Source organism: Streptomyces griseobrunneus, from assembly GCF_046713465.1.
Classification (GTDB): Bacteria; Actinomycetota; Actinomycetes; order Streptomycetales; family Streptomycetaceae; genus Streptomyces; species Streptomyces microflavus.
The window spans coordinates 3,107,658-3,121,205 of sequence record NZ_CP177080.1 but is presented as its reverse complement, the minus strand read 5'-3'; the positions used below and the strand labels follow the sequence as shown (position 1 = coordinate 3,121,205).

The window sequence follows — 13,548 nt, the reverse complement described above, 5'->3', positions numbered from 1 at the left end:
ACTGACACCGGTACCTGATACGGCCGGTGCAGCACACAAGGAGAATCACCATGCCGCGTCCCGCAAAGGGTGCCCGTCTGGGCGGCAGCGCCGCGCACGAGCGTCTGCTCCTCGCCAACCTGGCGAAGTCGCTGTTCGAGCACGGCCGCATCACGACGACCGAGGCCAAGGCCCGCCGCCTGCGTCCGGTCGCCGAGCGCCTCGTCACCAAGGCGAAGAAGGGCGACATCCACAACCGTCGCCTGGTGCTGCAGACGATCACGGACAAGAGCATCGTGCACACGCTCTTCACCGAGATCGCCCCCCGGTACGAGAACCGCCCCGGTGGTTACACGCGTATCACCAAGATCGGCAACCGTCGTGGCGACAACGCCCCGATGGCGGTCATCGAGCTGGTCGAGGCGCTGACCGTGGCCCAGCAGGCCACCGGTGAGGCCGAGGCAGCGACGAAGCGCGCGGTCAAGGAAGACACCCTCAAGAAGGACGAGGCCCCCGCGGCCGAGTCCGAGGTCGCCGAGGACGCCAAGCCGGTCGAGAAGGCCGACGAGCCCGCCGCGGAAGCGGCTGATGACAAGGGCAAGGACGCCTGAGCGTTCTGAGACCACTGGACGGGCCCGCATCACCCTTCGGGGCGGTGCGGGCCCGTTCTGCTGACCAGGGGCAGTGAGAGGATGACGCGGTGAGTGACGAGGCGGAGCCCGGGTTCGTACGGGTGCGGCTGGACCTGGCCTACGACGGCAAGGACTTCTCCGGCTGGGCGAAGCAGACCAGCCGGCGCACGGTGCAGGGCGAGATCGAGGACGCGCTGCGGACCGTGACCCGGTCCCCGGTGACGTACGACCTGACGGTGGCGGGCCGCACGGACGCGGGGGTGCACGCGCGGGGCCAGGTGGCGCATGTGGACCTGCCGGAGGCGGTGTGGGCCGGGCACGAGGAGAAGCTGCTGCGGCGGCTGGCGGGCAGGATGCCGCTGGACGTCCGGATCTGGCGGGCGGCCCCGGCCCCGGCCGGGTTCAACGCCCGCTTCTCCGCGCTCTGGAGGCGTTACGCCTACCGGGTCGGTGACCGGCCCGGCGGGGTGGATCCGCTGACGCGCGGTCATGTGCTCTGGCACGACCGGCCGTTGGACGTGGACGCGATGAACGAGGCGGCCGCCCTGATGGTGGGCGAGCACGACTTCGCCGCGTACTGCAAGAAGCGCGAGGGCGCGACCACCATCCGCACGCTCCAGAAGCTGAGTTGGGTACGGGATCCGGCTTCGGGCGTCCTCACCGCGACCGTGCAGGCGGACGCGTTCTGCCACAACATGGTGCGCGCGCTGATCGGTGCCGCCCTGTTCGTGGGCGACGGCCGCCGCCCGGCCGCCTGGCCCGCCGAGGTGCTCGCGGCGAAGGTCCGCGACCCCGGGGTGCACGTGGTGCGGCCGCACGGGCTGACGCTGGAGGAAGTGGCTTACCCGGCCGACGAGTTGCTCGCCGCGCGCGCTGCGGAGGCCCGTAACGTCAGGACGCTGCCGGGGGCCGGGTGCTGCTGAGGCCGGGGGTGTTCAACTGCTCCGGCTGCGGCGGGCCTCGTTCCTGAAGTGGCGTGCGAAGGCGATGACGCCCCACGCGATCAGGACGTTGAGCAGCGCCCCGGCGCCGTGGAACAGGGGGGCGAGGAGGCTGAACCCGGCCTCCTCGGTGCCTGGTCCGCCCCCGGTCAGCGGCGCCGACAGGTACATCAGGACGAGCAGCACGATCCCGCCCGGGAAGGTGGCCAGGGTCAGCGGTATCCGGCCGCCCTCCGGCTGTCCGGCGATCTCGTGGACCAGGGCGGCGGCCGTTACCAGGCCGACGTAGCAGGCGGCGAGGAGGCGGGCCCTGCGGGGGCCGGGGGTGCTCATGGGGTCGCCCTTCGAGCGGTGAGGACGTGCGCCCACGGCTCGTCGACGTCGGCCAGGCCCAGCACGGCGACCACGTTGTCGAGCATCCCGGCGCCGAACCAGCGCCGTACGGCCTCGTCGTCGCCCAGCAGTTGGCGCACGGTGTCGACCTGCTTGGCGTAGCACCGGCGCACGGCCTCCGCCACCAGCGGCTCGCCCGTGGCGCAGTTCGCGTGCATGAGGAAGCGCAGGATGTTCCGGTCCTCGACGAGCGCGGCGTAGGCGTCGCGCGCCGCGTCCAGTGCCGGGCCCGCCCCGCCCGCCGTCGGCGCGTGCGCGAGGAGGGTCTCGGTCATCACGACGGACACGTGGTCGACGGTCGCCGCGAACAGGGCTTCCTTGTTCGGGTACAGCCGGTAGAGATACGGCTGGGAGATGCCGACCCATTGGGCCATCTCGTGCGTCGTCGTGCCGTAGAAACCCTTTTGCGCGAAGCAGTCGACCGCTGCGGCCACCAGGGCCCGACGGCGTTCGTCGCTCTTTGTGCTGGTACCGGCGGCGGGCATGGGCGTCAGTTAAACATGGCCTCCCTCAGCCTCCAAAAGGGCCCTCAGCCTCCGAAAGGAACGCTGCGGCCCTGCTCGGACGGTGCGTCGTGGGGGGTGAGCGCCTCGATCGCCACCAGCGGGTTCCAGTAGTCCAGGTAGTGGGTGATGCGTGCGTCGTCATCGGTCCGGACGACGGAGATGCAGGTCTGCTCGTACGGCTTGCCGGTCGGCCGTGCGGTGCCCGTGGAGCGGAACTCGGCGATCACGAGACTCGGGTCGACCGTCTCGTGGAACACCAGGTCGCCGAACTCGACGTCGAAGGTCTCGGGGAAGTGCCTCATGTGCGCGACCAGCGCGTCCCGCCCCGCCACCCGTCGCTCCACGCCGTCCGGCGCGAACGGGAACTCGAGCACCGCGTCCGGGGCGAACAGGGTCACCCATTCGTCGACGCGTCCCGCGGCGGTGAGGCGCAGGTGTTCGGCCACGGCGTGCTGGGCGGCGGCGCGGCGGTCGATGTCGTTCTGCTCGGCTGTCATGGCGACTCCTAGGTTAGTGGTCGACCTATAACTTAACAGCCCATGACGACGGCGTCGATCGTCGGATGCTGATCGAGAAGTGCCGGGTGGCGGTGTCCGGCTACTGGGCGGGTTCCGCCGCCGCCTGTGACGCCTGGACCCGGCCGCGCTGGTGGATCTGGCGGAAGACGAAGTTCGTCAGGTCGTCGCCGACCGCGAAGACGTTCTTGTCCTTGGCGGTGACGCGGGTGCCGTCGGTGAAGCCGCCGACGGTGAAGTAGGCGTACCGGCCGTAGGAGTTGGTGGTACGACGGCAGACCGTGCCCCCGCGGCAGAACGTGGGCACGCCCGCGCCGCTGAGGGAGGCGAGGCCGCCCGCCGCCTGGTCGACCGTCTTCTGCGCGCGGGCCTCGGTGTCGAAGACCGCGATGCCGACGGTGACGGCCACCCCGTCCTTGCTGTACGTCGCCCGGATGAGCTGCTTGCAGCCGTTCTTCGCGAGGACCGCGCCGAGGGCGCCCTGGGTGCCGGTCGCGCAGTCGGTGGTGCGGCCGGTGGCGCCCTTGATGTGGACGCGGTCGCCCATGGCGAGCTTCTTGCCGGGGAAGAAGCCGTCGACGGTGATCGGCGCCTTGTCCTTGTCGGCGCTCGTTATGTACTCCTTCGGGTCCGGCGGGGGCGGCGGGGCCACCGACGAGAAGGACGGCGCGGGCGCCGAGGTGTCCTCGGGCAGTTCGGCCGGCGCCGGCAGTTTGCTCGCGCTGCCGGTCGGACCGCTCTTTCCGCCGCCCGTGGTGACCACGGCGGTCGCCACGATCGCCCCGACCACGGCGGTGGCGAGCACCCCGCCGCCGATCATCAGCCACCGCTTGCGGCGGGCGCGTGCGGCGGACTCCTCGGCGAGCGCGGCCCAGTCCGGAGTCCCGTTGTCCCCTGGCCCCCAGGAGGGCCCCCCTTGCCATGAACTCATGCGCGAATCCTAGGGCCTGCCGTTCGACCGGAAGCGCCGCCTTCGTAAACCGGTTGGGCCATCGCTTCGCAGACCGTGACAATGCTCTGTATGGGACATCTTGAAGCGGGCCACCTGGAGTACTACCTACCGGACGGGCGGGTGCTGCTCGGCGACGCCTCGTTCCGGGTGGCCGACGGAGCTGTCGTCGCCCTCGTCGGGGCGAACGGAGCGGGCAAGACGACCCTGCTGCGGCTGCTCGCCGGGGAGCTCCAGCCGCACGGCGGCACGGTCTCGGTGAGCGGCGGGCTCGGTGTGATGCCGCAGTTCGTGGGCTCGGTGCGGGACGAGCGGACCGTACGGGACCTGTTGGTCTCCGTCTCCCAGCCGCGCATCCGGGACGCGGCCAAGGAGGTCGACGCGGCCGAGGAGAAGATCCTCACCGTCGACGACGAGGCCGCGCAGATGGCGTACGCGCAGGCGCTGAGCGACTGGGCCGAGGCGCGCGGCTACGAGGCCGAGACGGTCTGGGACATGTGCACCATGGCCGCGCTGGGCGTCCCGTACGAGAAGGCGCAGTGGCGCGAGGTGCGCACCCTCAGCGGCGGTGAGCAGAAGCGGCTGGTCCTGGAGGCGCTGCTGCGCGGCCCCGACGAGGTGCTGCTCCTGGACGAGCCGGACAACTACCTCGACGTGCCGGGCAAGCGCTGGCTGGAGGAGAAGCTCAAGGAGACCCGTAAGACGGTCCTCTTCGTCTCCCACGACCGGGAGCTGCTGTCCAGGGCCGCCGAGAAGATCGTCAGCGTCGAGCCGAGCGCGGCGGGCAGCGACGTATGGGTGCACGGTGGCGGCTTCGCCACGTACCACGACGCGCGCAAGGAGCGGTTCGCCCGCTTCGAGGAGCTGCTGCGGCGCTGGCAGGAGGAGCACGCCCGGCTGAAGGCGCTCGTCCTGCGGATGCGGCAGCAGGCGGCGAACAGCCCCGACATGGCCAACCGCTACCACGCCATGCAGACCCGCTTCAAGAAGTTCGAGGAGGCGGGCCCGCCGCCGGAGCCGCCGCGCGAGCAGGACATCAGGATGCGGCTGCGCGGCGGGCGGACCGGGGTGCGGGCGGTCACCTGCAAGGGCCTGGAGCTGACCGGGCTGATGAAGCCGTTCGACCTGGAGATCTATTACGGGGAACGGGTCGCCGTCCTCGGCTCCAACGGGTCGGGCAAGTCGCACTTCCTGCGGCTGCTGGCGGGGGAGCCGGTGGCGCACGCGGGGGAGTGGAAGCTCGGGGCGCGGGTCGTGCCGGGGCACTTCGCCCAGACGCACGCGCATCCGGAGCTGCTCGGCAAGACGCTGGTGGAGATCCTCTGGTCCCAGCACGCCAAGGACCGGGGCGGCGCGATGTCGGTGCTGCGGCGGTACGAGCTGGAGCGCCAGGGCGACCAGGCGTTCGAGCGGCTCTCCGGCGGGCAGCAGGCGCGGTTCCAGATCCTGCTCCTGGAGCTGGCGGGCACCACCGCGCTGCTCCTGGACGAGCCGACGGACAACCTGGACCTGGAGTCGGCGGAGGCGCTGCAGGACGGCCTGGAGGTGTACGACGGCACGGTGATGGCCGTCACGCACGACCGGTGGTTCGCGAAGTCCTTCGACCGGTACCTGGTCTTCGGCTCCGACGGGGTCGTACGGGAGACGTCGGAGCCGGTGTGGGACGAGCGGCGGGTCCAGCGGGCGCGGTAGGGCAGGCGCGTTTTGACCCGTCCGGGGCGGGGCGGGTAGTGTCGGACCCTGTTATACGTATTGGCTTCGTCGTTTCACGCGAAGGGCCCTTACGTAAGTTCTCTGGAGCAGTTACCAGTGGCTCGCATACGGGCGGTGTCCCGGCATTGTGGGCCCCAGCTGCATGATCGCTTCAGAGGTGACGTGTGTCTGGACCCATCCACCGAAGCGAAGGCTACGAAGTGCGTACGTACAGCCCCAAGCCCGGCGATGTCACTCGCCAGTGGCACATCATTGACGCTCAGGACATCGTCCTGGGCCGTCTCGCCACCACGGCTGCGAACCTCCTCCGAGGCAAGCACAAGGCGATCTACGCCCCCCACATGGACATGGGCGACTTCGTCATCATCATCAACGCCGACAAGGTTCACCTGTCCGGCAACAAGAAGACCCAGAAGATGGCGTACCGCCACTCGGGCTTCCCGGGCGGTCTCCGTTCGGTGCGCTACGACGAGCTCCTCGCGAAGAACCCCGAGAAGGCCGTCGAGAAGGCCATCAAGGGCATGATCCCCAAGAACACCCTGGGCCGTCAGATGATCTCGAAGCTGAAGGTCTACGCGGGCGACCAGCACCCGCACGCTGCGCAGCAGCCGGTCCCGTTCGAGATCACCCAGGTCGCGCAGTAGTTCCGGCCACCCCCTAAGACATACAGAAAGATCTGAGGAGCATCGTGGCCGAGACCACTGTTGAGACGACCACCGACGACACGGTGGGCACCGAGGGCGAGGAGACCTTCGCCGAGGTGACCACCTTCGAGTCCGAGGTCCCCGTCGAGGGTGAGTACACCTCCGAGTCGCTCGCGGGCCGCTTCGGCGACCCGCAGCCCGCCGCCGGCCTTGGCCGTCGCAAGAACGCCATCGCCCGTGTCCGGATCATCCCGGGCACCGGCAAGTGGAAGATCAACGGTCGCACCCTTGAGGACTACTTCCCCAACAAGGTGCACCAGCAGGAAGTCAACGAGCCCTTCAAGGTTCTCGAGCTCGACGGTCGCTACGACGTCGTGGCCCGCATCTCGGGTGGTGGCGTCTCCGGTCAGGCCGGCGCCCTGCGCCTCGGTGTGGCCCGCTCGCTGAACGAGGCGGACGTGGACAACAACCGCGCCACGCTGAAGAAGGCCGGCTTCCTCTCCCGCGACGACCGTGCGGTCGAGCGCAAGAAGGCCGGTCTCAAGAAGGCCCGTAAGGCCCCGCAGTACAGCAAGCGCTAAATCGCCTGCTCGTCTGCGTTACACGTTCGCCCCGGCGGCACACTCCGTGCTGCCGGGGCGTTCGTTTATCGGGCCTCGCAGGCGTATAACGGCATGAGACGTTCATCGGCCCGCACTCTCGTACTCCGCGCACACCTCGCGCGCGTGAGCCGCGCCATGCCGCCCGTCGGGCCGTTTTGCTGTTTTCGTAGTTGTGGTTGTTTAGTTTCGCTTTGCTTTGCTTTGCTTTGGTTTTTGTGGTTTCGGAGCACCTCGGAGGACACCAGTGGGACGACTCTTCGGTACGGACGGAGTGCGCGGTGTCGCCAACGCGGATCTGACGGCCGAGCTCGCGCTCGGGCTCTCGGTCGCGGCGGCGCACGTACTAGCCGAGGCGGGCACCTTCGCGGGCCATCGCCCGACCGCCGTGGTCGGCCGCGACCCCCGGGCATCCGGAGAGTTCCTGGAAGCCGCCGTCGTGGCCGGTCTGGCCAGCGCGGGCGTGGACGTCCTGCGCGTCGGCGTGCTGCCGACGCCGGCCGTCGCGTACCTCACCGGCTCGCTCGGCGCGGACATCGGCGTGATGCTCTCCGCCAGCCACAACGCGATGCCCGACAACGGCGTCAAGTTCTTCGCCCGCGGCGGCCACAAGCTCGCCGACGAGCTGGAGGACCGGATCGAGACGGTCTACGAGCAGCACCGCACCGGTGAGCCGTGGACCCGCCCGACCGGCGCGGGTGTCGGCCGGGTCACCGACTACACGGAGGGCTTCGACCGTTACGTCGCCCACCTCATCGCCGTCCTCCCCAACCGGCTCGACGGGCTGAAGGTCGTCCTGGACGAGGCGCACGGCGCCGCCGCCCGGGTCTCGCCCGAGGCGTTCGCACGGGCCGGGGCCGAGGTCGTCACCATCGGCGCCGAGCCGGACGGCCTGAACATCAACGACGGCTGCGGCTCCACCCACCTGGAGCTGCTGCGCGCCGCCGTCGTCGAGCACGGCGCCGACCTCGGCATCGCCCACGACGGCGACGCCGACCGCTGCCTCGCCGTGGACGCGGCGGGCGAGGAGGTCGACGGCGACCAGATCCTCGCCGTGCTGGCCCTCGCCATGCGGGAGGCCGGGCAGCTGCGCAAGGACACCGTCGTCGGCACGGTGATGTCGAACCTCGGCTTCAAGATCGCCATGGAGCGCGAGGGCATCCAGCTCGTCCAGACGGCGGTCGGCGACCGTTACGTCCTGGAGTCGATGAAGGCCGAGGGCTTCGCGCTCGGCGGCGAGCAGTCCGGCCACGTCATCGTCCTGGACCACGCCACGACCGGCGACGGCACGCTGACCGGCCTGATGCTGGCGGCCCGGATCGCCGCCACCGGCCGGAGCCTCGCCGAGCTGGCCGGGGTCATGCAGCGCCTGCCGCAGGTGCTCGTCAACGTCCCCGACGTCGACAAGTCCCGGGTCACCACCTCGCCCGAGCTGGCCACCGCGGTGACCGAGGCGGAGCGCGAGCTCGGCTCGACCGGCCGCGTGCTGCTGCGCCAGTCGGGTACGGAGCCGCTGGTACGGGTCATGGTCGAGGCCGCCGACATCGGGCAGGCGCGCGCGGTCGCGGGCCGGCTGGCCGATGTGGTGAAGTCCGCGCTGGGCTGACCTCCGCACTCACGTTCGTACGGAAGCCCCCGGCGTATCCGCCGGGGGCTTCCGTGTGCGCTGGACGTTCCACAGGGCCTTCTGCAGCAGCAGCGTCAGCGTGCCGGCGAGAATGATGCCCCCGAGGTTGGCCAGCAGTTGCTGCACCGACCCGACGGTCTGCTGGTAGTCGGAGTAGCTGAACGCGACGGCTGCGTTGGCGGCGGCCGGGACCGTCGTCACGGAAATGGCCACGCCGATCAGCGCCCCGGACTTCGCGGACGTGAGAGAGAGGGTCCCCGCGACGCCGGCCAGGAACGCCACCACGAACGACATCCAGTCGGGCTTCCAGATGAAGGCCGTGTTGGGCCGGTCCGCGTCGACCATGTCCCGGGTGAAGAGGCCGAAGACATCCATCAGCCAGGCGAAGCCCGCTGTCAGCACCATGGCGACGGCGAAACCGCCGATCAGGGCCCAGAGGGAACGCGCCACCAGACGCGGGGCACGCTGGACCAGGGCGGTGGAGATTCCGGCCAGCGGACCGAACTCCGGTCCGACCGCCATCGCGCCCACGATCAGGATGGCGTTGTCCAGCATCACACCGCAGGCCGCGAGCATCGTGGCGACGGCGAGGAAGGACACGTACGTCACGCTGAACGTCGACTCCTCGTGGGTCACCTCGCTCAGCTCCTCCCACAGCACCGCGTCCATGCCTTCGCCCGGGGCGTCCTTCTCGGCCCGGTCCGCGCGCCTGGAGAGCGTCAGGTCCATGTTCTCGACGGTGATCGACCCGCACTCGTCGATCCCGAGCCGGCGCAGTCCGCCGATCAGCTCGTCCCCCGCCTCGCGGGCCACGTCGCACAGCACGACATCGCCCACCGGGTCGCGGGCCGCGCCGGACAGCACCGCCAGGTGGGCCGTGCCGACGGTCGTCTCCATCAGACGCACCACCTCCTCGGTCCGGTCGGCCGGCACGAGCAGACGCAGATGCAGCACGCTGAGACTCCAGGGTGTTCAGAGCTTGCGCAGGGACAGCCTCTGGACCTTGTGGTCCGGGCCCTTGCGGAGCACCAGGGTGGCACGGCCGCGCGTCGGAGCGACGTTCTCCAGCAGATTCGGTTTGTTCACGGTCCGCCACATCGTGCGCGCGTAGTCCAGCGCCTCCTCCTCGGAGACCTGGGTGTACTTGCGGAAGTACGAGGACGGGTCCTGGAACGCGGTGTCGCGCAACTTCCGGAAACGGTTCAGGTACCAGGTCTCGATGTCGTCGGCGCGCGCGTCCACGTACACGCTGAAGTCGAAGTAGTCGGCGAGCCCGACCCTGGTCCGGCCGTCCCGGCCCGGCAGGGCGGGCTGGAGGACGTTGAGCCCCTCCACGATGAGGATGTCCGGGCGGCGGACGGTGAGCCGCTCGCCGGGGACGATGTCGTAGATCAGGTGCGAGTAGACGGGCGCGGTCACCTCGTCCTTGCCCGCCTTGATGTCCGCGACGAACCGGGTCAGCGCCCGCCGGTCGTAGGACTCCGGGAACCCCTTGCGCGAGGTCAGCCCGCGCGAGCGGAGTTCCTTCATCGGCAGCAGGAACCCGTCCGTGGTCACCAGCTCGACGCGCGGGTGCTCGGGCCAGCGGGCGAGCAGGGCCTGGAGGATACGGGCGCTGGTGGACTTGCCGACGGCGACACTGCCCGCGACCCCTATGACGAACGGGGTACCGCGCTGCGCCCCGTGCCCGTTCCCGGCGTCCCCGAGGAAGGTGTTCAGCGCCCCGCGCAGCCCGGAGGTGGCCTGGACGTACAGGTTGAGGAGCCGGGAGAGCGGCAGATAGACGTCCCGCACCTCGTCCAGGTCGATGACATCGCCGAGACCCCGCAGCCGCTCCACCTCGTCGGCGGTCAACGGGAGCGGGGTCTTGTCCCGCAGGGCGCTCCACTCGTCGCGCGAGAGGTCGACGTAGGGGGTCGGCGCATGCTCGGTGCGGCGCTGCGGGCTCCGTGCGGGCGAAGTGATCACCCTTCATTGTCGCGGGAGTTTCAACGGAGTGGGGGGTGGGGTCGGTCACGTGGGTGCCGGGCCCGTGGGCCGTCCGCCGGGACGGCCGTACGGTCAGGGCTTCTGGCCCTTGCGGTCGACGACGGCGGCGTGGGTGCGGGCGATGTCGCTGAGGATCTCTCCGCGCTTGTAGACCGTCTTCGGGCCGACATCGCCCTGACTGAACTCGTGCGTCCTGGTGACGACGTCGCGTTCTCCCGCGTAGCTGTAGTCCACCGGGTCGATGAGGATCTCGCGTCGGCTGTCGCTCCCGTCGTACTTGCGGGTCACGGCGATGACCTCGCGGCCGGAGGCGTCCCGGATCAGGTGGTCGGTCACCTTGACGCCCCCGACCGTGGCCATCGCCCGGTAGATCCGGGCCAGCGCGTCCGGCGGGATCGGGTAGGACTCCAGCAGGACCGACAGGGCGCGGAAGCTGTGCTCGTCCTTCGCCTCGGGTGCTCCGTCGGGGCCGCTGCCGGTGGGGAAGACCTCGCGTAGTTCCGCGAGGAGCGCCTCGGGGTCCTCCGGCAGGGCGGCGGCGATCCGGTAGGACTCGCGGGCGGTCCGGTAGTCCGTGTCGGACTCGTCGTTCCCGGCGGCCTTGTCGTCGTACGGGATCCACTGGTCGGGGCTGTAGTCCACGGGCAGCTCGATGCCCTCTTTACGGAGCTGCTCCACGGCCTCCGCGTTCCCGGAGGCGCCGTCCACTTCGCGGGTGTAGATCCACTGGTCGGAGCGCGGCTCCGGAGGCACCTCCTGCCACTCCAGGTAGTCGGCGGCCCGGTTCAGCGCGGCGGCCGGGCTGGACAGGTCGAGGTCGCCCGCGACGGTCGCCGGGGCGGAGGGGGCGGGCGCGGACGCGCCGATGACCTGGGTGAGGACCAGGGCCGCCGCGGTGACCGCCACCACCGCGCCGAGCGAGGCGATCCGCCAGTCCGCCCGCAGCCTCAGGGCGAAGGCGCGGCGCCGGTCCTTGCCCGCGATGGCGTCGGTCAGGCGCTCACGGCCGGGGGCGAGGCCGGCCCGGTCGGGTACGGGCGCGTCGGCGCGCAGCTCGCGCAGCCGGGTCATTTCGTCCATGACGGGTTCAGCTCCTGTCCGGCCGGGGCGGGCGACGGGTCGAGTGCCGAGGTGAAGGCGGGATCGGTGTTCAGCGCCTCGCGGACCTTGCGGCGGGCACGGTTCAGCCGGGACCTGACGGTGCCGAGCGGTATCCGCAGCGCGTCGGCCACCTCCTGGTAGCCGAGGTCGGCCCAGGCGACGAGCAGCAGGACGTGCCGGTCACCGGGCGACAGCGCGGCGATCCGGTCGTCGGCCCGGTCGCTCCAGGACGCAGCACCAGGACGGTCCGGGCGGAGGTGGCTCCCACCGGATCGTGACTGCCGCGACCCGGTGGACCGGGATCCGGTGGGCCGGGACGTGGGTGGCCGCGACGTGGTGGACCGCGTCGTGGTCGGCCACGACGTAAAAGCTTTTGAGTACGTGCTTTTAAGTACTGGAGAAATAACCCAACCCAACCCAACCCGGGGGCGTCGTCACTCACACGGGTGAAGTGTGCCAACCGGGCTGGATTTTGGCCCTGTTGGCGGGCATATGCTCACGCTGACCACAACCACAGACATGAGACGGCCCCCGGCCGGGACTGGCATCCCGGCCGAAGGCCTGACCACCGAGGAAGCAGGAACCTTCCCGATGGATACCCAGCAGATTAGCGCGCCCTCGCGCGCCCCGTCCTCCGGCGTCGTACACGTCAACATCCGCCTCACCGACGGCTACACGATCATCTCCAACCGCCTCTCCCAGCACCGGGGCCTGTCCCTGCTGGCGATCGGCCTCGGCACCCACATCCAGTCGCTGCCCGCCGGGAGGCGCATCGGCATCAAGGTGCTGGCCGCGACCTTCCCGGAGAGCGAGGCGGCCATCGCGGCCGGGCTGAGGGAGCTGGAGCACCACGGATTCCTGCGCCGCACCCGGGAGCGCGTGGGAGGCGGCCGGGTGGCCACGCGCACGGAGTCGTACAACCACCCGGAGGCGGCGGCCCGGCGCGCGGTGGCCGTCGGCAGCGGCGGGGGAGCGGCGCCCGCGCCGGTACCAGCACCTGCGCTTGTGCCCGTACGGGAGCCGAAGGCCGCGCCTGTACGGGTGTCGACGGCCGCGCTCGCACGCGTACCGGAGCCCGTGCGGGAGCCTGAGGCAGCGCCGCCCGTACCGCTGGCTGAGCCCGAACCCGTGCGGGCAGAACCCGCGCCCGCCCCGGCGCCCCGGCTCGTGCCGCCGCCCGCCGCGCCCAGGCCGCCGCCCGCCGCGCCCAGGCCGCCGCGCGCGGCGCTGCCCGGGCCGTGCCGTCCCTCCGAGGCGCTCTACGCGGCGGCGGCCGACCTGCTCGCCGGTCTGCGGCGGACCGCGCCCCTGTTCGTCCTCTCCGAGGAGGATGTGCGGCGGCTGGTTCCGGGGGTCGCCGCCTGGCTGGAGCGGGGGATGCGGCCCGATGCCGTACGCAAGTCGCTCACCGACGACCCGCCCGTACCGCTCCGGCACCCGGCGAAGCTGCTGCGCCACCGCCTGACCGCGCTGCTCCCGCCGCCGTTGCCCGTCGCCGCGTCGGTTGTCCCCCTCCAGACCTGTGGGGACTGCGACCGGGCGTTCCGGTCATCGGTGCCCGGGGTGTGCCGGGGGTGCGGCGAGGCCCGTACGGACGCTGCCGAGCCGTTCCCCATGAGCGCGTGAAAGAGATGAGGAAGCCGGCGATGTCCGTACATGCGAACCGGGTGGGTGCTCGGCGAGGGTCTGCTGATGCTCCCCAGCTCTATCATGGGCTCCGACGGGCTGTGACCGTCACGAGCGGAGAGGTGCATGCCATGAGTTCTGCGGATTCCGAGCAGCCGATCCACCCGCCGACCCGCCCGCGACAGACGGTCGAGGAGTTGCTGGCTGCGAAAGGTACGCGGCCGATCGCTTCACTGGACGACCTGACAGCCGACACTTTCGCGTCGGACGAGGAGGTAGAGGAGTTCGTGGCCTTCACCTACTCCGAGCGCCGCCGCGACGTCGCCTGAGCCGC

General features: G+C 70.8%; 15 protein-coding genes and 1 pseudogene. 8 read left to right on the top strand and 8 right to left on the bottom strand.

From position 1 onward, the window contains the following. Nucleotides 1–50: 50 nt before the first annotated feature. Together rplQ and truA are read left to right on the top strand one after the other, a co-directional pair. The gene (gene rplQ, locus ACK8N7_RS13855; RefSeq protein WP_403216548.1) at nucleotides 51–590 is read left to right on the top strand and encodes a 50S ribosomal protein L17; all 540 of its coding nucleotides are present in this window, start codon (nucleotides 51–53) and stop codon (nucleotides 588–590) included. Nucleotides 591–679: 89 nt separating this feature from the next. After that, a complete protein-coding gene (gene truA, locus ACK8N7_RS13850) occupies nucleotides 680–1,534 on the top strand; it encodes a tRNA pseudouridine(38-40) synthase TruA (RefSeq protein ID WP_500442554.1) in 855 nt (284 codons plus the stop codon). 12 nt (nucleotides 1,535–1,546) lie between these two features. Here the strand turns inward: truA and ACK8N7_RS13845 are convergent, their stop codons facing one another. From ACK8N7_RS13845 to ACK8N7_RS13830, 4 genes are all read right to left on the bottom strand, one after another. Further along, nucleotides 1,547–1,885 (bottom strand): hypothetical protein, encoded by a 339-nt coding sequence (locus ACK8N7_RS13845; RefSeq protein ID WP_403216552.1) that lies wholly within the window; start codon nucleotides 1,883–1,885, stop codon nucleotides 1,547–1,549. After that, entirely contained in the window at nucleotides 1,882–2,430 is a 549-nt protein-coding gene (locus ACK8N7_RS13840; RefSeq protein WP_403216554.1) for a TetR/AcrR family transcriptional regulator, read from the bottom strand. Before ACK8N7_RS13840 ends, ACK8N7_RS13845 begins: the two co-directional genes overlap by 4 nt. A gap of 44 nt (nucleotides 2,431–2,474) precedes the next feature. After that, nucleotides 2,475–2,948, bottom strand: a complete 474-nt coding sequence (locus ACK8N7_RS13835) for a nuclear transport factor 2 family protein (RefSeq protein ID WP_403216556.1) — start codon at nucleotides 2,946–2,948, stop codon at nucleotides 2,475–2,477. Nucleotides 2,949–3,048: 100 nt separating this feature from the next. Continuing rightward, the gene (locus tag ACK8N7_RS13830) at nucleotides 3,049–3,897 is read right to left on the bottom strand and encodes a hypothetical protein (protein WP_403216558.1); all 849 of its coding nucleotides are present in this window, start codon (nucleotides 3,895–3,897) and stop codon (nucleotides 3,049–3,051) included. A 90-nt stretch (nucleotides 3,898–3,987) separates the two neighbouring features. Between ACK8N7_RS13830 and ACK8N7_RS13825 the strand changes: the two genes are divergently transcribed. The 4 genes from ACK8N7_RS13825 to glmM all read left to right on the top strand — a co-directional run bounded on the left by ACK8N7_RS13825 (nucleotide 3,988) and on the right by glmM (nucleotide 8,477). Then, the gene (locus ACK8N7_RS13825) at nucleotides 3,988–5,607 is read left to right on the top strand and encodes an ABC-F family ATP-binding cassette domain-containing protein (protein WP_403216560.1); all 1,620 of its coding nucleotides are present in this window, start codon (nucleotides 3,988–3,990) and stop codon (nucleotides 5,605–5,607) included. A 221-nt stretch (nucleotides 5,608–5,828) separates the two neighbouring features. Continuing rightward, nucleotides 5,829–6,272 (top strand): 50S ribosomal protein L13, encoded by a 444-nt coding sequence (gene rplM / locus ACK8N7_RS13820; RefSeq protein WP_007453147.1) that lies wholly within the window; start codon nucleotides 5,829–5,831, stop codon nucleotides 6,270–6,272. Between the two features lie 44 nt (nucleotides 6,273–6,316). Then, complete coding sequence (rpsI, locus tag ACK8N7_RS13815; RefSeq protein WP_015610747.1) at nucleotides 6,317–6,853, top strand: 30S ribosomal protein S9; 537 nt, start codon at nucleotides 6,317–6,319, stop codon at nucleotides 6,851–6,853. 265 nt (nucleotides 6,854–7,118) lie between these two features. Next, complete coding sequence (gene glmM / locus ACK8N7_RS13810; protein WP_403216562.1) at nucleotides 7,119–8,477, top strand: phosphoglucosamine mutase; 1,359 nt, start codon at nucleotides 7,119–7,121, stop codon at nucleotides 8,475–8,477. A 9-nt stretch (nucleotides 8,478–8,486) separates the two neighbouring features. On the opposite strand, the gene ACK8N7_RS13805 is transcribed toward glmM, so the two are convergent. The 4 genes and pseudogenes from ACK8N7_RS13805 to ACK8N7_RS13790 all read right to left on the bottom strand — a co-directional run. Continuing rightward, nucleotides 8,487–9,452, bottom strand: coding sequence for a DUF389 domain-containing protein (locus tag ACK8N7_RS13805; protein ID WP_500442550.1), 966 nt, complete (start codon nucleotides 9,450–9,452; stop codon nucleotides 8,487–8,489). 18 nt (nucleotides 9,453–9,470) lie between these two features. Then, nucleotides 9,471–10,466: a type I pantothenate kinase gene (gene coaA / locus ACK8N7_RS13800; RefSeq protein WP_403216566.1), complete on the bottom strand. Its 996-nt coding sequence runs from the start codon at nucleotides 10,464–10,466 to the stop codon at nucleotides 9,471–9,473. Between the two features lie 93 nt (nucleotides 10,467–10,559). Beyond that, nucleotides 10,560–11,567, bottom strand: coding sequence for a CU044_5270 family protein (locus ACK8N7_RS13795; RefSeq protein WP_500442548.1), 1,008 nt, complete (start codon nucleotides 11,565–11,567; stop codon nucleotides 10,560–10,562). Beyond that, a pseudogene (locus ACK8N7_RS13790) lies at nucleotides 11,555–11,830 on the bottom strand (RNA polymerase sigma factor); the annotation flags it as partial. The pseudogene ACK8N7_RS13790 and the gene ACK8N7_RS13795, both read right to left, overlap by 13 nt. Nucleotides 11,831–12,179: 349 nt before the next feature. Between ACK8N7_RS13790 and ACK8N7_RS13785 the strand changes: the two are divergent. Both ACK8N7_RS13785 and ACK8N7_RS13780 read left to right on the top strand, forming a co-directional pair. After that, nucleotides 12,180–13,214 carry a hypothetical protein gene (locus ACK8N7_RS13785; protein ID WP_500442546.1) on the top strand — a complete coding sequence of 345 codons (1,035 nt, stop codon included), beginning with the start codon at nucleotides 12,180–12,182 and terminating at the stop codon, nucleotides 13,212–13,214. 131 nt (nucleotides 13,215–13,345) lie between these two features. Next, nucleotides 13,346–13,543 (top strand): hypothetical protein, encoded by a 198-nt coding sequence (locus tag ACK8N7_RS13780; protein WP_403216570.1) that lies wholly within the window; start codon nucleotides 13,346–13,348, stop codon nucleotides 13,541–13,543. Nucleotides 13,544–13,548: the final 5 nt, after the last annotated feature.

Bases quoted from the DNA above. Each gene is read 5' to 3' on its own strand.
- ACK8N7_RS13825 (WP_403216560.1), top strand. From the start codon at position 3,988: ATGGGACATCTTGAAGCGGGCCACCTGGAGTACTACCTACCGGACGGG.
- ACK8N7_RS13830 (WP_403216558.1), bottom strand. From the start codon at position 3,897: ATGAGTTCATGGCAAGGGGGGCCCTCCTGGGGGCCAGGGGACAACGGG.
- ACK8N7_RS13845 (WP_403216552.1), bottom strand. From the start codon at position 1,885: ATGAGCACCCCCGGCCCCCGCAGGGCCCGCCTCCTCGCCGCCTGCTAC.
- ACK8N7_RS13840 (WP_403216554.1), bottom strand. From the start codon at position 2,430: ATGCCCGCCGCCGGTACCAGCACAAAGAGCGACGAACGCCGTCGGGCC.
- ACK8N7_RS13780 (WP_403216570.1), top strand. From the start codon at position 13,346: ATGAGTTCTGCGGATTCCGAGCAGCCGATCCACCCGCCGACCCGCCCG.
- ACK8N7_RS13835 (WP_403216556.1), bottom strand. From the start codon at position 2,948: ATGACAGCCGAGCAGAACGACATCGACCGCCGCGCCGCCGCCCAGCAC.
- ACK8N7_RS13785 (WP_500442546.1), top strand. From the start codon at position 12,180: ATGGATACCCAGCAGATTAGCGCGCCCTCGCGCGCCCCGTCCTCCGGC.
- ACK8N7_RS13795 (WP_500442548.1), bottom strand. From the start codon at position 11,567: ATGGACGAAATGACCCGGCTGCGCGAGCTGCGCGCCGACGCGCCCGTA.
- rplQ (WP_403216548.1), top strand. From the start codon at position 51: ATGCCGCGTCCCGCAAAGGGTGCCCGTCTGGGCGGCAGCGCCGCGCAC.